The 15,440-nt window shown below is 48.6% G+C and carries 16 protein-coding genes and 2 pseudogenes; 11 read left to right on the top strand and 7 right to left on the bottom strand.

All coding sequences use genetic code 11. The features are described 5' to 3' along the window. A pseudogene (locus SK32_RS20225) lies at window positions 1–454 on the bottom strand (IS6-like element IS26 family transposase); the annotation flags it as partial. 223 nt (window positions 455–677) lie between these two features. Here SK32_RS20225 and SK32_RS20230 point away from each other — a divergent pair. The 9 genes from SK32_RS20230 (at window position 678) to SK32_RS20265 (ending at window position 7,280) form a co-directional block, all read left to right on the top strand. Beyond that, window positions 678–1,280, top strand: coding sequence for a hypothetical protein (locus SK32_RS20230; protein WP_004181720.1), 603 nt, complete (start codon window positions 678–680; stop codon window positions 1,278–1,280). A gap of 259 nt (window positions 1,281–1,539) precedes the next feature. Continuing rightward, entirely contained in the window at window positions 1,540–2,271 is a 732-nt protein-coding gene (locus SK32_RS20235; protein ID WP_043016708.1) for a plasmid SOS inhibition protein A, read from the top strand. A gap of 232 nt (window positions 2,272–2,503) precedes the next feature. Further along, window positions 2,504–3,262: a hypothetical protein gene (locus SK32_RS20240; protein WP_040120333.1), complete on the top strand. Its 759-nt coding sequence runs from the start codon at window positions 2,504–2,506 to the stop codon at window positions 3,260–3,262. A 65-nt stretch (window positions 3,263–3,327) separates the two neighbouring features. Beyond that, a complete protein-coding gene (locus tag SK32_RS20245) occupies window positions 3,328–3,717 on the top strand; it encodes a hypothetical protein (RefSeq protein ID WP_040120332.1) in 390 nt (129 codons plus the stop codon). 27 nt (window positions 3,718–3,744) lie between these two features. Next, window positions 3,745–4,074 carry a hypothetical protein gene (locus SK32_RS26105; protein ID WP_119906220.1) on the top strand — a complete coding sequence of 110 codons (330 nt, stop codon included), beginning with the start codon at window positions 3,745–3,747 and terminating at the stop codon, window positions 4,072–4,074. A gap of 312 nt (window positions 4,075–4,386) precedes the next feature. Further along, window positions 4,387–5,091, top strand: coding sequence for an IS6-like element IS26 family transposase (locus SK32_RS20250; protein ID WP_001067848.1), 705 nt, complete (start codon window positions 4,387–4,389; stop codon window positions 5,089–5,091). A 126-nt stretch (window positions 5,092–5,217) separates the two neighbouring features. Further along, entirely contained in the window at window positions 5,218–5,985 is a 768-nt protein-coding gene (locus tag SK32_RS20255; RefSeq protein ID WP_001159650.1) for a DUF1883 domain-containing protein, read from the top strand. 105 nt (window positions 5,986–6,090) lie between these two features. Beyond that, a complete protein-coding gene (locus SK32_RS20260; RefSeq protein ID WP_000874714.1) occupies window positions 6,091–6,747 on the top strand; it encodes a CpaF/VirB11 family protein in 657 nt (218 codons plus the stop codon). Next, entirely contained in the window at window positions 6,747–7,280 is a 534-nt protein-coding gene (locus SK32_RS20265; RefSeq protein ID WP_000792636.1) for a phospholipase D family nuclease, read from the top strand. The genes SK32_RS20260 and SK32_RS20265 overlap by 1 nt, the downstream gene beginning before the upstream one ends. Window positions 7,281–7,676: 396 nt before the next feature. On the opposite strand, the gene SK32_RS20270 is transcribed toward SK32_RS20265, so the two are convergent. The 3 genes and pseudogenes from SK32_RS20270 to SK32_RS20275 form a co-directional block, all read right to left on the bottom strand. Further along, window positions 7,677–8,681 (bottom strand): IS110-like element IS4321 family transposase, encoded by a 1,005-nt coding sequence (locus SK32_RS20270; protein WP_000427623.1) that lies wholly within the window; start codon window positions 8,679–8,681, stop codon window positions 7,677–7,679. Between the two features lie 99 nt (window positions 8,682–8,780). Beyond that, window positions 8,781–9,094: pseudogene (locus SK32_RS26110) on the bottom strand (Tn3 family transposase); the annotation flags it as partial. Window positions 9,095–9,120: 26 nt separating this feature from the next. Further along, the gene (locus SK32_RS20275; protein ID WP_004729622.1) at window positions 9,121–9,873 is read right to left on the bottom strand and encodes an alpha/beta hydrolase family protein; all 753 of its coding nucleotides are present in this window, start codon (window positions 9,871–9,873) and stop codon (window positions 9,121–9,123) included. Window positions 9,874–10,113: 240 nt separating this feature from the next. Here SK32_RS20275 and SK32_RS20280 point away from each other — a divergent pair, with 240 nt between their 5' ends. Continuing rightward, window positions 10,114–10,983, top strand: a complete 870-nt coding sequence (locus SK32_RS20280; protein WP_001567390.1) for a DMT family transporter — start codon at window positions 10,114–10,116, stop codon at window positions 10,981–10,983. A gap of 133 nt (window positions 10,984–11,116) precedes the next feature. After that, window positions 11,117–12,340, top strand: coding sequence for a MalY/PatB family protein (locus tag SK32_RS20285; protein WP_023287190.1), 1,224 nt, complete (start codon window positions 11,117–11,119; stop codon window positions 12,338–12,340). A 185-nt stretch (window positions 12,341–12,525) separates the two neighbouring features. Here the strand turns inward: SK32_RS20285 and SK32_RS20290 are convergent, their stop codons facing one another. The 3 genes from SK32_RS20290 to SK32_RS20300 form a co-directional block, all read right to left on the bottom strand. Next, window positions 12,526–13,299, bottom strand: coding sequence for an SDR family NAD(P)-dependent oxidoreductase (locus SK32_RS20290; RefSeq protein ID WP_004729618.1), 774 nt, complete (start codon window positions 13,297–13,299; stop codon window positions 12,526–12,528). A 65-nt stretch (window positions 13,300–13,364) separates the two neighbouring features. Beyond that, entirely contained in the window at window positions 13,365–14,066 is a 702-nt protein-coding gene (locus tag SK32_RS20295; RefSeq protein WP_001194072.1) for a DsbA family oxidoreductase, read from the bottom strand. A gap of 65 nt (window positions 14,067–14,131) precedes the next feature. Beyond that, complete coding sequence (locus SK32_RS20300) at window positions 14,132–15,238, bottom strand: alkene reductase (RefSeq protein ID WP_021242986.1); 1,107 nt, start codon at window positions 15,236–15,238, stop codon at window positions 14,132–14,134. Window positions 15,239–15,440 lie beyond the last annotated feature (202 nt).

A 15,440-nucleotide genomic window follows, 5' to 3' on the forward strand; every position in this document is an offset into this window, starting at 1 on the left:
GTTTGAGCAGAGCAAGCGCGCGACCATAGGCGGGCGCTTTATCCGTGTTGATGAATCGCGGGATCTGCCACTTCTTCACGTTGTTGAGGATTTTACCCAGAAACCGGTATGCAGCTTTGCTGTTACGACGGGAGGAGAGATAAAAATCGACAGTGCGGCCCCGGCTGTCGACGGCCCGGTACAGATACGCCCAGCGGCCATTGACCTTCACGTAGGTTTCATTCATGTGCCACGGGCAAAGATCGGAAGGGTTACGCCAGTACCAGCGCAGCCGTTTTTCCATTTCAGGCGCATAACGCTGAACCCAGCGGTAAATCGTGGAGTGATCGACATTCACTCCGCGTTCAGCCAGCATCTCCTGCAGCTCACGGTAACTGATGCCGTATTTGCAGTACCAGCGTACGGCCCACAGAATGATGTCACGCTGAAAATGCCGGCCTTTGAATGGGTTCATGTGCAGCTCCATCAGCAAAAGGGGATGATAAGTTTATCACCACCGACTATTTGCAACAGTGCCATAGTTTTTCCATAATTGGATGCTTTTGCAGGACAACTACGGTTTTTATCCTTTCGTGCCCGGTAAAAAAAATTGTTAAAAAGCGATTTCACCCTTTTAAAGGAAAAATTGTCCTCAGGCTCACAGTACTATAAAAGTATCAATAATCAGGAGCCTTACTATGACTATCATGAAAGTTCATTATTCACCAACTGACGGGATCCCTTTGCACTCCCTTTATCTGAAGGAAACTTCAACCACTGAACGATCAGGTTCAGTACTGGGGGGCGGCATTTCGGGAGACTCTGTTATTCTGGGAGGCGGAGGTTATGCCGGTTCGGAAATGCAGAAGACGACTCGTTCCACTGTCTTTGCACCACCTGATGAAGTTACTGCTGAGCCTGACAACACAAAAATGGTCCTCCGGATTTCCTGTGTTATCGGTGTAATGTTTTTACTTATAATTATTACCTTATTCAGTAATGCTGTTGTTGATATTTTTGACGTAAACGTATCTAAAACAATGTCTTCTTTCCTGGAACATGCTCCCTTCTTTATCATTGGACTATCTGTCATTTGTGCTTTCTTTGTTATAGGAATGACCGATCATGATTACACCCCGGTACTTGAAGAGCATAAAAGGAATGAAGCGCGTTTGTCTGTATACCACAGGCTACGCTATGTCGAAGCTGATAATATTGTTTTTGATCCGCAATCAATGAAAGGATGTTATGCAGAAAGAAAATTCATTGCTTCACTAGTTGAAAGCTGTATCACTAAGTAATATCCCTGATTTCCTTTACTAAGCCTTTCATGTAAGGCTTAGTAATTGCTTTAACCCTCCCTTTGCTCACTGTTTTTATATGCTTCCAGTTTATGGGTGTGCTAAAAGTTGCTTTCTCATGTTTGAAGTTGACTCCGAAAAATATTAAATGTTTTTGAAAATTATTCATAAGCACTATTATATAAATAGGTACTGGCAAGTGAAATAATTACTGATAATATGTCTTTATGTGCTTCCTATTCTCTAAGGATGGTAATTAATGAAATCTTCCACGCTTGTCCCGATTAACCCTTTCCAGCGATGTGCAATGGCTTCTATTTCTTCTGTGGAGAATCGCAGAGCTTTGGGACGGAAAACAGGAGAACTGGCCTACGTCAAAGCCTTTTTTAAAGAACTTACAGGTAAATCGCAAATTAGCTCGAATGACTTGAGAAAGGTCGATTCGAGTTACGATCCATTTGTTCGTGGCGAAGCAACTAAAGTTGAATACCTGCGTGCTATCGATATTCTGATTGAATCTCGTGGAGAGTGTTTTATTCTCCCTCTTTCCTGGTCTCTGGCAGTTTCCATGTTCCCGGAGTTACAGAACAGGGTTTTTCAGCGCCGCGAACACCGTGACCGGATTCATGATCAAAGGGTGGATCGCCTGACAAAGAAAGAATCTAACCTATTGAAATATCAACTTGAAATTAACGTTGCAAAATCCAGGCTTTACTTGTCTTTCTGTGTTCCAGGTCAACATAAACGCTGGTTAGAAGAGTGGCGAAACGATACCCATGGACAAGGACTTACAACTAATCATATTTACCTGCTGATTAAGGAATGGTGGTCATCATTCTGGATAACTTCATACAGAAAGGACTATATTTGGTGTTACACACTGGCTGAATTGCTGGACGAGATTGATTATGTTCTTAGCACTATTACAATTATGGAGTTTAACGTCTGTTTTTCGGCGCTACCATTATCTCTTATATATAAAACTGGATAGAATACAAAGCTTCAATCAGAAAAACTAAATTTTGCAAGCCCAATATTTCTCACCGTTTTCAAGGGTTTCTTGTACCATTTAAGGGGGTGGCTATTATTATCCAGAATTTATGAATCTGACCTTGATTATTATTGCTTCCGGTGGAAATACCCCCTTGATGAGCCGGTTTGGTTTAGTATGATGGTCTTACTCCTAATCGACCGTACTCATCTAAACAGATATGAGGTTTATCATGGCTGACTTTTATTCAGAATGTGCTTGTCTTATTGAAGCAAATCCTACTCAAGCTGATATATTACTTGAGGCAATGAATGAATTGTTTGAACCGGATGATAGTTTTATTCAAAAACTCATTTCATGTGATAACACAAACGGCCTGTCAGAAATGGAGATTATTGTACGTCACTGTGTCCTGAACCATCCATTCAGAAATGTTGCAGATATTCCTGAAGACCTGGACTGGCATTTTGATGGGGAAAAATGCCCTGAAGGTTTTCTTATTAACAGTGATCTCGGTGATTTCAATTCTGAACATGGTGCGCTGTTTGCTCAGGCGGCACTTATTGCATTTGACAGGAACGAATTGATAGAGTTCAAAATTGCTTTTACATGCAGTAACTTAAAAAGGCCTGACGGGTTTGGAGGCGCTGCCTGTGTCGTGAGTAAGGATTTCATCCGGTGGACAGGTCTACACAATTTTCTGGAGGCTGAACGAACCGCTTTCGCCGAGAAGATGAATTACTTCTTTTGTGAATTTACAGAGGTCGTCGGTGAGCTTGAATATCCAGTATCGTTTATATTGCGTTGCCCGAACAGCGTTAATGCAGCGCATAGGTATGATGAGATTCAGCTTAACTATCGCGATGGTGGGGAAAAAGATGCCGAAGGAGGGATACAATTTAGTTCTGGCTCTGCCATCAAAAAATCCAGTATGAAACCAATCACTCCTGATGAGTTCCGGGTGATGAAATCGTACCTGAACGTCATGTGACTCTCTTTGGTCCGGGCATTCTCCCTCCACTCTTCTGTACTGATCTGTCTATTTTGTGAGGCATTATGACAAAGCAAATATTACCCAATGAACTGGCTGAAATCGTAACCGGTCTTCTTATTAAACCTGAACTGCTGGGTGAACTTGACTCCCGTGAGGCGCACCAGGCCTTCATGCTGGATATAGGGCGGGTAATTGCTGATCACTGTGGTGGACGGGTCAACGGCATTACGGATGGCGATGTCGCAAAGCCCTATCTTTCAGACATAGAGTGTACCCCCACACTCCACATTGAACCCGATGACCGTCTGCCTTCGACTGAACGTAACGTATGGTCAAATTATCATGTTGAAGCCTGGGCAGATGATGGACAGGAAACTATCCTCGACAGGGCGATCCGAAACTCTGACAGAGCTGCCCTGCAATCTCTGCTTATTGTGGCCGCACAAAAATAATCTGTCGGTGCTCCTGTTATTAAACGAATGACGGACTGGCGTATCCCTGAAGGTGAACCGGTTTGCCATGAAGCGGATAGCAGAATTTATACGGCCACCTACCATCTGGATAACCAGACCTCAATCGAGGTGGCGGACGATACAGGTCAGCTTTGCTTAGGTGTTTTACTGGAAATCAATCATGGCGTGCCTGCACTACATCTGAATGTGTCGGGTGGGGATAAGCTTCTCCACGTACATGCTGCACAAGGTGGACTTGTCCTGACACCAGACAGTTCCGGGGTACGGTTTCAGGGTGCTGAATGTGACAGGTATGCTTACAGAGATCAGAACTCATTACTTGTGAAGGAACAGTAATATACTGCCCTCCGCCGATCCAGAGTATGGGGTTACCGCATCAGATTTTACTGAGCACACAATCACGAAAAAGTTACTTTTTTCTCAGGAGGTGCCTGGACCCCTGCCCTTCATTTTGACGCGAGAAGGATGTTAGCACCTCACGTGCAGTTACTGTTATTCGCGTCCTGGTGGTATAGTGCAGCGGCTGGCAGAAGTAACCTACTATCCAACGGAATAAGATCACGATGAACGTCATTCAGCCCCGCAGGCACTGTTGCAAATAGTCGGTGGTGATAAACTTATCATCCCCTTTTGCTGATGGAGCTGCACATGAACCCATTCAAAGGCCGGCATTTTCAGCGTGACATCATTCTGTGGGCCGTACGCTGGTACTGCAAATACGGCATCAGTTACCGTGAGCTGCAGGAGATGCTGGCTGAACGCGGAGTGAATGTCGATCACTCCACGATTTACCGCTGGGTTCAGCGTTATGCGCCTGAAATGGAAAAACGGCTGCGCTGGTACTGGCGTAACCCTTCCGATCTTTGCCCGTGGCACATGGATGAAACCTACGTGAAGGTCAATGGCCGCTGGGCGTATCTGTACCGGGCCGTCGACAGCCGGGGCCGCACTGTCGATTTTTATCTCTCCTCCCGTCGTAACAGCAAAGCTGCATACCGGTTTCTGGGTAAAATCCTCAACAACGTGAAGAAGTGGCAGATCCCGCGATTCATCAACACGGATAAAGCGCCCGCCTATGGTCGCGCGCTTGCTCTGCTCAAACGCGAAGGCCGGTGCCCGTCTGACGTTGAACACCGACAGATTAAGTACCGGAACAACGTGATTGAATGCGATCATGGCAAACTGAAACGGATAATCGACGCCACGCTGGGATTTAAATCCATGAAGACGGCTTACGCCACCATCAAAGGTATTGAGGTGATGCGTGCACTACGCAAAGGCCAGGCCTCAGCATTTTATTATGGTGATCCCCTGGGCGAAATGCGCCTGGTAAGCAGAGTTTTTGAAATGTAAGGCCTTTGAATAAGACAAAAGGCTGCCTCATCGCTAACTTTGCAACAGTGCCCTCTCAACCACTGGATACAGTATAATCAGGAAGTGGCTACATTCTTCCAATTCAAATGAAGAGAGCAGACTTACATGCAATTCATCCATAATGATCTTGGTCAAAGAAAAAGAGGGGAGATTGTTGAAATCACCCTTACCAGTGGTGCAAATGTTAGACTAATGGATAGTTCTAACTTCAGTAGTTATAAGAATGGCCGACGACATTCCTACATTGGTGGGTTAGCAAAGCGCTCCCCCATAAGGTTACAGATCCCTTCATCAGGCCATTGGCATATTGCTGTAGATATGCAGGGATTAAGGGGGAGTACCAGGGCTTCTGTTCGCGTTCTTCCAGGGGTTCTTCCTGAAATTCAGGATAGGCCGTTAAGCGAAGTTCCTAGTCTGGTAAGAGATAACAGACCACCGTCAACAGCACAGAGCAACGAGATACATGACGTATTTATTTCGCATGCCTCAGAGGATAAAGATGATTTTGTTCGCTCTCTGGCAAACTCATTAATCAGTCACGGCCTTAATGTATGGTATGACGAAATGACGTTAAGAATTGGTGACAGCCTGAGACAAAAAATAGACAAAGGTTTAGCAAACAGTCGTGTTGGGTTAGTAGTTTTGTCTCCGGCGTTTATAAGCAAAGGTTGGACAAATTATGAACTTGATGGAATCGTCACTCGTGCTATTTCTGGTGAGCAAATATTGCTTCCCATATGGCATAATATTACAAAACAAGAAGTTGTCGATTTTAGTCCATCATTAGCAGACAAAGTTGCTCGTAGTACTGCAACTCATACAATCGATGAAATTGCTCATGAGATAGCCGAGCTACTGCATTCTCGTGGTTAATGTTTATCGAAATTCAAATAGCAAAACAAAAGGATCAATCAGCGATCCTTTTTTTATTTTTATGAATATCAATAAATTACATTCTTAACGTACGTTTTCGTTCCATTGGCCTTCAAACCCCGTGACTGCCGGAAGATTACCGGCAGCAAGCAAAGCCTAACGGATGATGATTTTTTCCTTAAAGAGCTGCACAGCAGCGAAAAATGGCCCGCATTCCTGCAAACCGCCGTTGAGAAGAAACGCACTATCGTGATCTGCGGTGAAACCGGGTCGGGGAAAACGGTACTCACGCGCGCGCTGTTAAAATCGCTACATAAAGACGAGCGTGTAATTATTTTAGAGGACGTTCACGAAGTCACGGTCGATCACGTTGTAGAAGCCGTTTATATGATGTACGGCGATGCAGGAAAGATCGGCCGCGTCAGCGCCACTGATGCCCTGCGAGCCTGTATGCGTCTGACACCGGGCCGTATCATCATGACTGAGCTTAGGGATGATGCTGCGTGGGATTATCTTAAAGCACTTAATACCGGCCATCCAGGCGGTGTTATGTCAACGCACGCTAACTCTGCGCGCGATGCCTTTAACCGTATTGGGCTGCTTATCAAGGCGACCCCTATCGGCCGTATGCTCGATATGAGCGATATTATGCGAATGCTCTACTCCACCATTGACGTTGTGGTGCATATGGAAAAGCGGAAAATCAAAGAAATTTATTTTGACCCTGAATATAAAATGCAGTGTGTGAACGGGAGCCTGTAATGAAAAACTTAGCAACCTGGCTTCTGGCCGCAGCATTTACGACAGCCGCCCTGCCCGCCTTTGCGGTGGAACCATCCGTTCAGGTTGGCTACTCGCCTGAAGGAAGCGCCCGCGTTCTCGTCCTGAGCGCCATTGACTCCGCAAAAACCTCGATACGGATGATGGCTTATTCTTTTACCGCCCCGGATATTATGAAAGCACTGGTAGCAGCCAAAAAACGGGGAGTTGATGTGAAAATCGTAATTGATGAAAGGGGCAATACGGGGCGCGCCAGCATTGCGGCCATGAACTACATAGCGAACAGCGGCATCCCTTTGCGTACTGACAGTGATTTCCCTATCCAGCATGACAAGGTGATCATCGTGGATAATGTGACCGTTGAAACTGGCAGCTTTAATTTCACCAAAGCGGCCGAAACGAAAAACTCGGAGAATGCGGTGGTGATCTGGAACATGCCTAAGCTCGCTGAATCATTCCTCGAACACTGGCAAGACCGCTGGAATCGGGGGAGAGACTACCGTTCCAGCTACTGAATACTGACCGCCAAAAGGCGGTTTTTTTGTTCAAAGAAACTGATCTCAGTATCGCGCCCGGGGCAGCTGGCCAACGTCGCCGGCATCGCGCCGGCAAAAATCGAAAAACAGAAATATCAGGGGTCGCCTCAGAAAACGGAATCTATGGTCACTCCCGTTTTTGCAACACCGATTTTGACGACAAGTTGGCTTGCTTGAATCTATCCGGCGTCTGAATGGGATTTTATTCCCGCGCCTTGATGAGTTCCGCGCCTGATGAACCTCCAGAAAATATACGGCTTCAATGAGCCTTTCCGTTTTACAGGTTCCTCAACAGGCCGGTGGGCCGTTAGTATCATCAATATCAGTATTCGCAAAACCAGATCAGTAATTCTTTAAACCGGTGTATTTCTGCCGTTATGCTACATAAGTTTGCTGTCGTGCCGTTAGGGCCCAGGCTATTCTGGCCAGCTTGTTTGCCAGAGCACAAGTGACGACAAAGTTGCTTTTCCGGCACAGTAAATCCCTGACCCAATCGGCCAATTTGCCAGACTGGTGTTCCAGTTTTTGTATGAATACCCTGGCACACTGAACCAACAAAGTTCGGATCTTTTTATTACCTCGCTTACTAATTCCCAGCAATGTCGTCCTGCCTCCCGTGCTGTACTGCCGAGGTACAAGCCCTGTTGCCGCCGCAAAGTCACGGCTGCTGGCGTACTGCTTCCCGTCGCCAATCTCAGTTGAAATAGTACTCGCTGTCAGTGTTCCGACGCAGGGAATGCTCAGCAAGCGCTGTCCAACCTCATCTTCGTCCAACTTTCGTTTCAACTGGGATTCCAAATCTTTAATCTGCTCAACAAGATAGTGATAATGCTGTTGTAATTTCAGCAATAACTGGCTGAGGTAAAGAGGCAAACTATTATCCTCAAGAATGGTACTCAGTCGGCTAATAACGGCAGCTCCTCGGGGAACGCTAATGCCAAATTCCAGCAGAAAAGCATGCATTTGATTGGTTGTTTTTACCTTATCCTGAACCAGGGATTCACGGACACGATGCAGAGCCCGCATTGCCTGCTGAGATTCCGTTCTGGGCTGCACAAAACGCATAGACGGACGCGATGCAGCTTCACAAATAGCTTCGGCGTCGACAAAGTCGTTTTTATTGCTTTTAACGAACGGGCGGACAAATTGTGGTGATATCAGCTTTGGGGAATGCCCCAACTCTTCCAACTTGCGTGCCATAAAGTGAGAACCGCCACAGGCTTCCATTGCGATGGTTGTAGCGGGGCATGTCGCCAAAAATTCGATCAACTTTGGCCGGGTAAATTTTTTACGGTAAACAGCCTTCCCGCGACGATCCTGGCAATGAATATGGAAAGAGTTTTTACCCAGATCGATACCAATGAGCGCAATGTTTTCCATGATAGTTCTCCGAATGAAAGCCTGTCCTCAGCATAGTACCGGGAAGGAGGGAGTGACCATCTCATTAATTATCCCACGCTAAGACTATATTTTGTACAGCAGTGGAGAAGGATGAGAGACCAGCAGTTCATTAACAGGGACTCCTTTTTGCTTAAGCGGCTCAATGGTTCTTTCTATATAAACCGTATTCCAGAGTGTTATCGCCGCCGTATGTAGTGTCAGCGCCGGTGGCGTGGTAACGCTGATCCTCCCACCCCCAGATCCCTGATTTCATTCAGCCGGTGCATGAAGGATGCTCGCCCAAGGGCCTCACCCTTATTCAGCCCCGCCTGTATGCATCGGCCTAAGCCTTTATCGCAAAATCAGTCCAGCATAAACAGCGTCCGATCTCTGCAGAAAATCGCCCTCTGCGCTACGAGTTTGAACGCATTTACTCTGTTTATAGGTAACATTCGCTCCACGATATAATGATATCGGCAACGTATTCAGCATCCTGAGCATGAGTCAGAAGGTGATCCGCCTTACCCAACGAAATGAAACTCTTGGGATGCTTTGCTGCTTTGAATATTTTTTCGGCCTGCTCAATTAACACAGTATCATCTTCAGTCGCATGAAAAATAAGCAGAGGCTTGTTCATGGCGAACACCTTATGAGCGATTTTGTGTTCCTGAATATTGTCCAGCATCTGTTTCTTTAAGGTAAATACCCGCCCGGCCAGCTCAACGGGATAGGCTCCATGCTGGTTAATGTTTTCAACATCATCCTTAAAAAGACGTTTTACGTGTGTCAGTTCTCCGGGTGATCCTATGGTGACAACGGCCTTTGCCTCAGGAACTTCGCCGGCAATAGACAGAATGGCCGATCCCCCCAGGCTATGGCCGATGAGCAAAGAAGGCGCTTCGTACTGTCGGCGGAGATAATCTACCGCGCAAAGCAGGTCCGAAATATTGGATGAGAAGTTGGTGTTGGAAAAATCCCCTTCGCTGTTTCCCAGACCAGTAAAATCAAACCGGAGAACGGCGATAGCATTCTCTGTCAGTTTCCGCGCAATACGCGCCGCGCCTTTGAGGTCTTTGCCACACGTAAAACAATGAGCTAACAGCGCAAACGCTTTAGGATTTTCAGGAAGTTCAAGCAATCCGGCCAGTTCTTCACCAGCCGCATTTTTGAACGTAAATTTTAGTTTTTTCATAGGATATTCCAGGTCTTAAACTGATTTCATATGTTTGATCGCAGGGAAAAATAATCTTCTGCTCTGCATCTGGCATTACGCGTTTTCCTTCCTCTACTGGGGATGTGAAACAGAATTCATTCCGAATGCCTGTCCTCACCTTCCAGTTTGAAAGCTGATTATTGCTTCCTGTTCGGTGATCACTTACGCTATGCTACCAACTAGATGGTAGTTTACAAGAATTTTATGAGGTCTCACTGAATGGCCAATTGCGCGCTCATTCTTAAAATATCCCTGGCAATGCTGGCGTTTGCTGCAAACTCTATTCTGTGCCGTCTGGCCCTGCAGGGAGGCCACATTGATCCCCTTTCATTCAGCAGCCTCAGGCTGGCCAGTGGTGCACTCGTCCTGTCACCTTTCTTGTTTTATCACGCAAAAACTACATTATCGCTGTGGCGTCCGCTGAGCGGATTTTACCTCATGGTGTACGCAGTGCTCTTCTCTGTCGCCTATATCCATCTCGATACCGGGGCAGGTGCGCTGTTACTTTTTGGTGCCGTACAGTTTGCGATGGTGATCCACGGATTATTTAAAGGGGAATCACTCTCCGTTATGCGGGCTTGCGGTTTAGTTATTGCTCTGGCAGGAATTGCTGCCCTGCTGTTACCCGGGGCGAAGGCACCGCCGCTTTACAGTGCACTTATGATGATCGTTGCCGGATTAGCCTGGGCCGCCTATTCCGTCAGGGGGAGGGCGGGCCAGGCGGCCGGGGCTTCAACGGCGGCAAATTTTGTACTCGCCACGCCGATGGCTCTCGCTCTTTCGTTGCTGTTTATGAAGCAGGGTCACTATGATGCTGCGGGCATTGCTTTGTCATTGCTGTCCGGTGCCGCCGCCTCAGCCGGTGCATATGTATTGTGGTATACCCTTTTACCCTCTCTCGGCTCTATCACCGCCAGTACCCTTCAGCTCAGCGTTCCCTGTCTGGCAATGCTAGGGGGTGTGGTATTCCTGGATGAATCACTGACGGTCAGAACGATATTTTCTGCCCTGGCGGTGCTGACTGGCATTGTGATGGTGACACGCGAGAAATCCCCCCGTCAGTCGATGACAAAGGCGAGAGAACCTTAATAACGCAATTAATTCATGCAGTTGTGATGATTCTCTTATGTTAATCACACGAGCCAGTTTTCCCGCTCCGGCATCAGACTGACAGTAATACTGAGGTCGACGTTTCTGACTACACCTAAGGCAGGTTTATGAAATGAAATATGATTTTGATGAGTACGTAAGCAGAGAGAAAACAGACAGTCTCACCGTGGACGGCTGGCGGGAATACCTGTTTTCGGGACAGTCCGAATTTGCAATGCGGTATCCGGCAGAAGGGCTAATCAACCTCTGGGTTGCTGACATGGCTTTTGCCACACCAGAGCCGATTCTTCAGGCCATCAGAGACCGTCTGGATAGAAAAATACTCGGCTACACTAAAATCTACGACGAAGAATACTATGAGATCTTTGGCAGCTGGTGTGAGCGACAATATGGTCACCGTTTCAAAACGGAAGACATTGTGCTGTCTCCGGGCATTATTCCCGCGCTGAACCGTCTCGTCCCGCTTCTGACCGACATGGATGACAGTATTCTTATTATGACGCCTTCATATGGCCCGTTTAAAAAGGCGGGTGAATACAGTCAGCGTCGCGTGGTGTACTCGGCGTTAAAAAAATCAGCAGGCGGCTGGGAACCTGACTGGGAAGACTTTGCACGCAAAGCCAGTCAGGCCGATTTACGTGTGAAAATTCTTTTCCTGTGTAATCCGCATAACCCGACCGGACGAGTCTGGCGGCCTGATGAACTTAAGCGGATTATTGAAATTTGCCTGGCCAATGACATCTGGGTGATATCTGACGAAATTCACTGCGACCTGTCCCGAAGCGGTATCGGTCATACACCGGCCGCCTCTCTTTTCCCTGATTCTACACGCATTATTACCTGCATGTCCTCGAGTAAAACATTCAATCTGGCCGGGAATTTGTTGGCAAATATCATTATTCCGGATCCCGGTGTCAGAAGCGAGTGGCGTCTCAGACACGACGAGTTCATCTCTCCACTGAGCCTGGCAGCAAACAAAGCGGCGTGGAGTGAATGTGATGACTGGCTTGTCCATCTGAGGGAATATATTGACGGCAATTTCCAGTACCTGCACGACTATCTCAAAAGCTATTTACCCGAAACCAGGTTCTCGATCCCCGAAGGGACATATCTGGCCTGGATAGATATTAGCCGCTACCTGCCCGACACCGCAGGTGAGGATTTATCGCTGTATTTTGCCCGGGAGTCAGGGGTCCTTCTTGAAGGGGGCTTGCTGTTTGTCGACAATGGGGACGGATATATCCGGTTAAATCTGGCCTGCCCACGGAGTATGCTGACAGCAGGGATGAAAAGAATTTCACAGGTACTGCGGATACCGGCTCCTCATCGTGTATAACCCCTTTCTCTCTGGCCGTTTTGTCCTGTCAGGATGTCGTCAGAACCCGGCATAACACCCTGTGCCGGGAACACAAAAGGCACGGATGAACAGGTCGTGAATATTCTTAGTGAAGCCTGCTGATGACATGTCTGGCGACAAAAAAATGCCGCCCTTAAGGGGCGGCTTATGCCAGCGTCACGGGGTTATCGTCTGACCGCCATGATGCCCGCATCGACATCCCAGATAGCGCCCGTCACCCATGAGGTTTTGTCAGACAACAGGAAGAGAATAGTGTTTGCCACATCTTCGGCAGTTCCGACGCGTCCCAGCGGGTGGAAATCGTTCAGCGACTTCATAGCATCTGCGATATCCGCTTTGTCCATGAAGCCTTCGTATATCGGCGTATGAACAATCCCGGGAGACACCGCGTTGACACGAATACCCGCGCTGGCCAGCTCAATCGCCAGATTACGCGTCAGGGCATGCAGACCCGCTTTTGCCATTGAATAGGCCGAGGCCGGCGAGTCACCCAGTGCAGCCTGAGCACCAATCGAACCGACGTTGACGATAGACCCTTCGAGCTTCGCGGCGAGCATGTTCTTCACGACATCCTGTGTAATAAAGAACGTGGCTCGGTTCAGCGAAAGATACATGTCATAATCGGCAAAGCTGTGCTCGGTAAATCCTTTGGGCATGAAGATACCGGCGGCATTCACCATCAGGCTGATATCGCGATGGTGAGCATTAATTTCCTGACGGATAGTTTCCATACCTTCTTCGGTCATCAGGTTCGCCGCGATGACCGCAACCGGTCCCAGAGGGCTCAGTTCTTTTTGCACCGCTTCGGCTTTGTCTTTTTTATTCCCGGTCAGCACGACACTGCCGCCCGCTTCCAGTACCATGCGTGCCACGGCCAGGCCCATGCCGCTGGTACCGCCGACGACGAGCAGTTTTTTACCTTTGAAAAAAGTGTTCATTTTCTGACTCCATTACTGGTGGGTAAGACGTTGCCGGCAGCGTGAAACTGCCGGCGGTTGACGGATTAAATACTGCAGCCATCCGTTCCGCAGGTCTGACCCGCAGTGGCTGAAAATTCGGTTTGCTGTTCATCCCAGACCTGACGCAGGGCATTCAAAAAGTTATCTGCTGCCTGAGCCCCGCTGATGGCATATTTTTCGTTCATCACAAAAACCGGAACGCCGCTGAGGCCAATAGACTGTGCGTGGGCTTCATCGTCGGAAACGGTGGCGCGAAAATCGTCATTTTCCAGGGCGGCTTCAGCGTCAGCTTTCGGCATACCGGCTTCTACGGCCATGGCAACGAGCTGCTGACGGTCAAAGAGAGAGCGACCTTCGGTGATACTGCCATGATAAAAACGTTCTTCCACCGCGTCCGCAATTCCGGCCTTACGCGCGGCAACCAGCAGGGTGTGTGCATCTTCTGTATCACCAAACATCATGCCGTCGAAGTTGTAGATCAGACCTTCAGATTTACCGGCGGTGCCCACCTGATTCATCATCAGCTCCGCTGAATGCTGACTGCCCAGCTTTTTAACGATGGCATCCTTAAAAGGCATCGCGGGAGTACCACCGGCCAGACGGTAGCTGTGATGGCGGATCACCACCTGGTCGCGAAATTCAAAGCGATTCAGACCCTGTTCAAATCTTTTTTTAGCAATCCAGCACCACGGGCAGACCAAATCTGACCAGATATCGATGGTAAGGGTGGGTTTCAGCGTTTGCATAATGATTCCTCAAAGACGTTGGGCGGTCGGATCTCACTTATCAGAGAACCGCGACCGTATGGGATTTATTGCGCCTGCCAGACCGGGTAATCGGTATAGCCTTTTTCCGGGGAACCACTGACGCCGTAGTAGGTGGCGCGGTCACTTTCTGCCAGTGGCCAGCCGTTTTGCATTCTTTCAACCAGATCCGGGTTAGCGATGTAGGGCACACCAAATGCCACCAGATCCAGCTCATCATCTTCCAGAGCCTGCTCTGCGATATCACGGGTAAAACCGCCGGCAGCGATGATGGTGCCTTTAAACGTGTTGCGAAAACGGCGGCGGAAGCCTTCCGGAAGTGGCGCTTTGATGTACACCGGCTGATAGTAAAGGTGTACGTAGGCCAGTTCCCGCTGACCGAGCGCGTCGGTGATGGCTGACCAGGTTTGCTCTTCACCTTCATACGGCGCGAGGTCATAAATGCGGCCGAACGGTGACAGGCGCACGGCAACGTGGCTGTTACCCACGGCTTCCGCCACGGCGTCAATGGTCTCCAGCAGGAAACGCTGACGATTTTCCACCGAGCCGCCGTATTCGTCGGTGCGGGTGTTCAGTTCGCTACTGAGGAACTGGTCAAAGATGAATCCGTTTGCCGCCATGATTTCCACGCCGTCAAAGCCGGCTTCCATCGCCAGGCGTGCGGAGTGCACGAAGTCTGCAGTGATGCGTTTAACTTCATGCGTTTCCAGCGCGCGTGGCTGGCTTGGTACAACCGGGCCCGGTTCTCCGGATTCGGTCAGCGCAAAAACGGTGGTATTGACCGCCTGAACGGTGCCCGCTGAAACCGGCGCTATGTGGCCTGGCTGAAGAGAGACGTGAGACATACGGCCGACGTGCCAGAGCTGCGCGAAAATACGGCCACCTTTGGCGTGAACCGCTTGTGTCACCTTACGCCAGCCCTGGACGTGTTCGTCGTTGTAGATACCAGGGGTATAAAGGTAACCCCGGCCTTCTTCTGAAACCGGCATCCCTTCGGTGATGAGCAGGCCAGCAGAAGCACGCTGTGCATAGTACAAAGCCACGACCTCATCCGGCACGTCATTCATGGTGCGGGTGCGGGTCATCGGTGCCATGACTACACGGTTTTTTAACGCCAGGCCAGACAGATTGTAGGGGGTGAAAAGCTTACTCATCGTATACCTCACAAAAAACAAAAAGGAGTATCCCGGCAGGGATTTGCACAGCCCGGCAGTATCATCGACTGGACGTCGCGCACTGGAGTTGCATAAACATCTGATGGGTGGCAATATACCAACCATCTAGTAGGTAGGTCAATGGCTGTGTCGTATTTTTTTGTCATAACGCAGCCATTTCTGAATTGTCACTCATTTTGCG

It is taken from the genome of Citrobacter sp. MGH100 (assembly GCF_001034465.1).
In the GTDB taxonomy this organism is placed as follows: Bacteria; Pseudomonadota; Gammaproteobacteria; order Enterobacterales; family Enterobacteriaceae; genus Citrobacter; species Citrobacter youngae.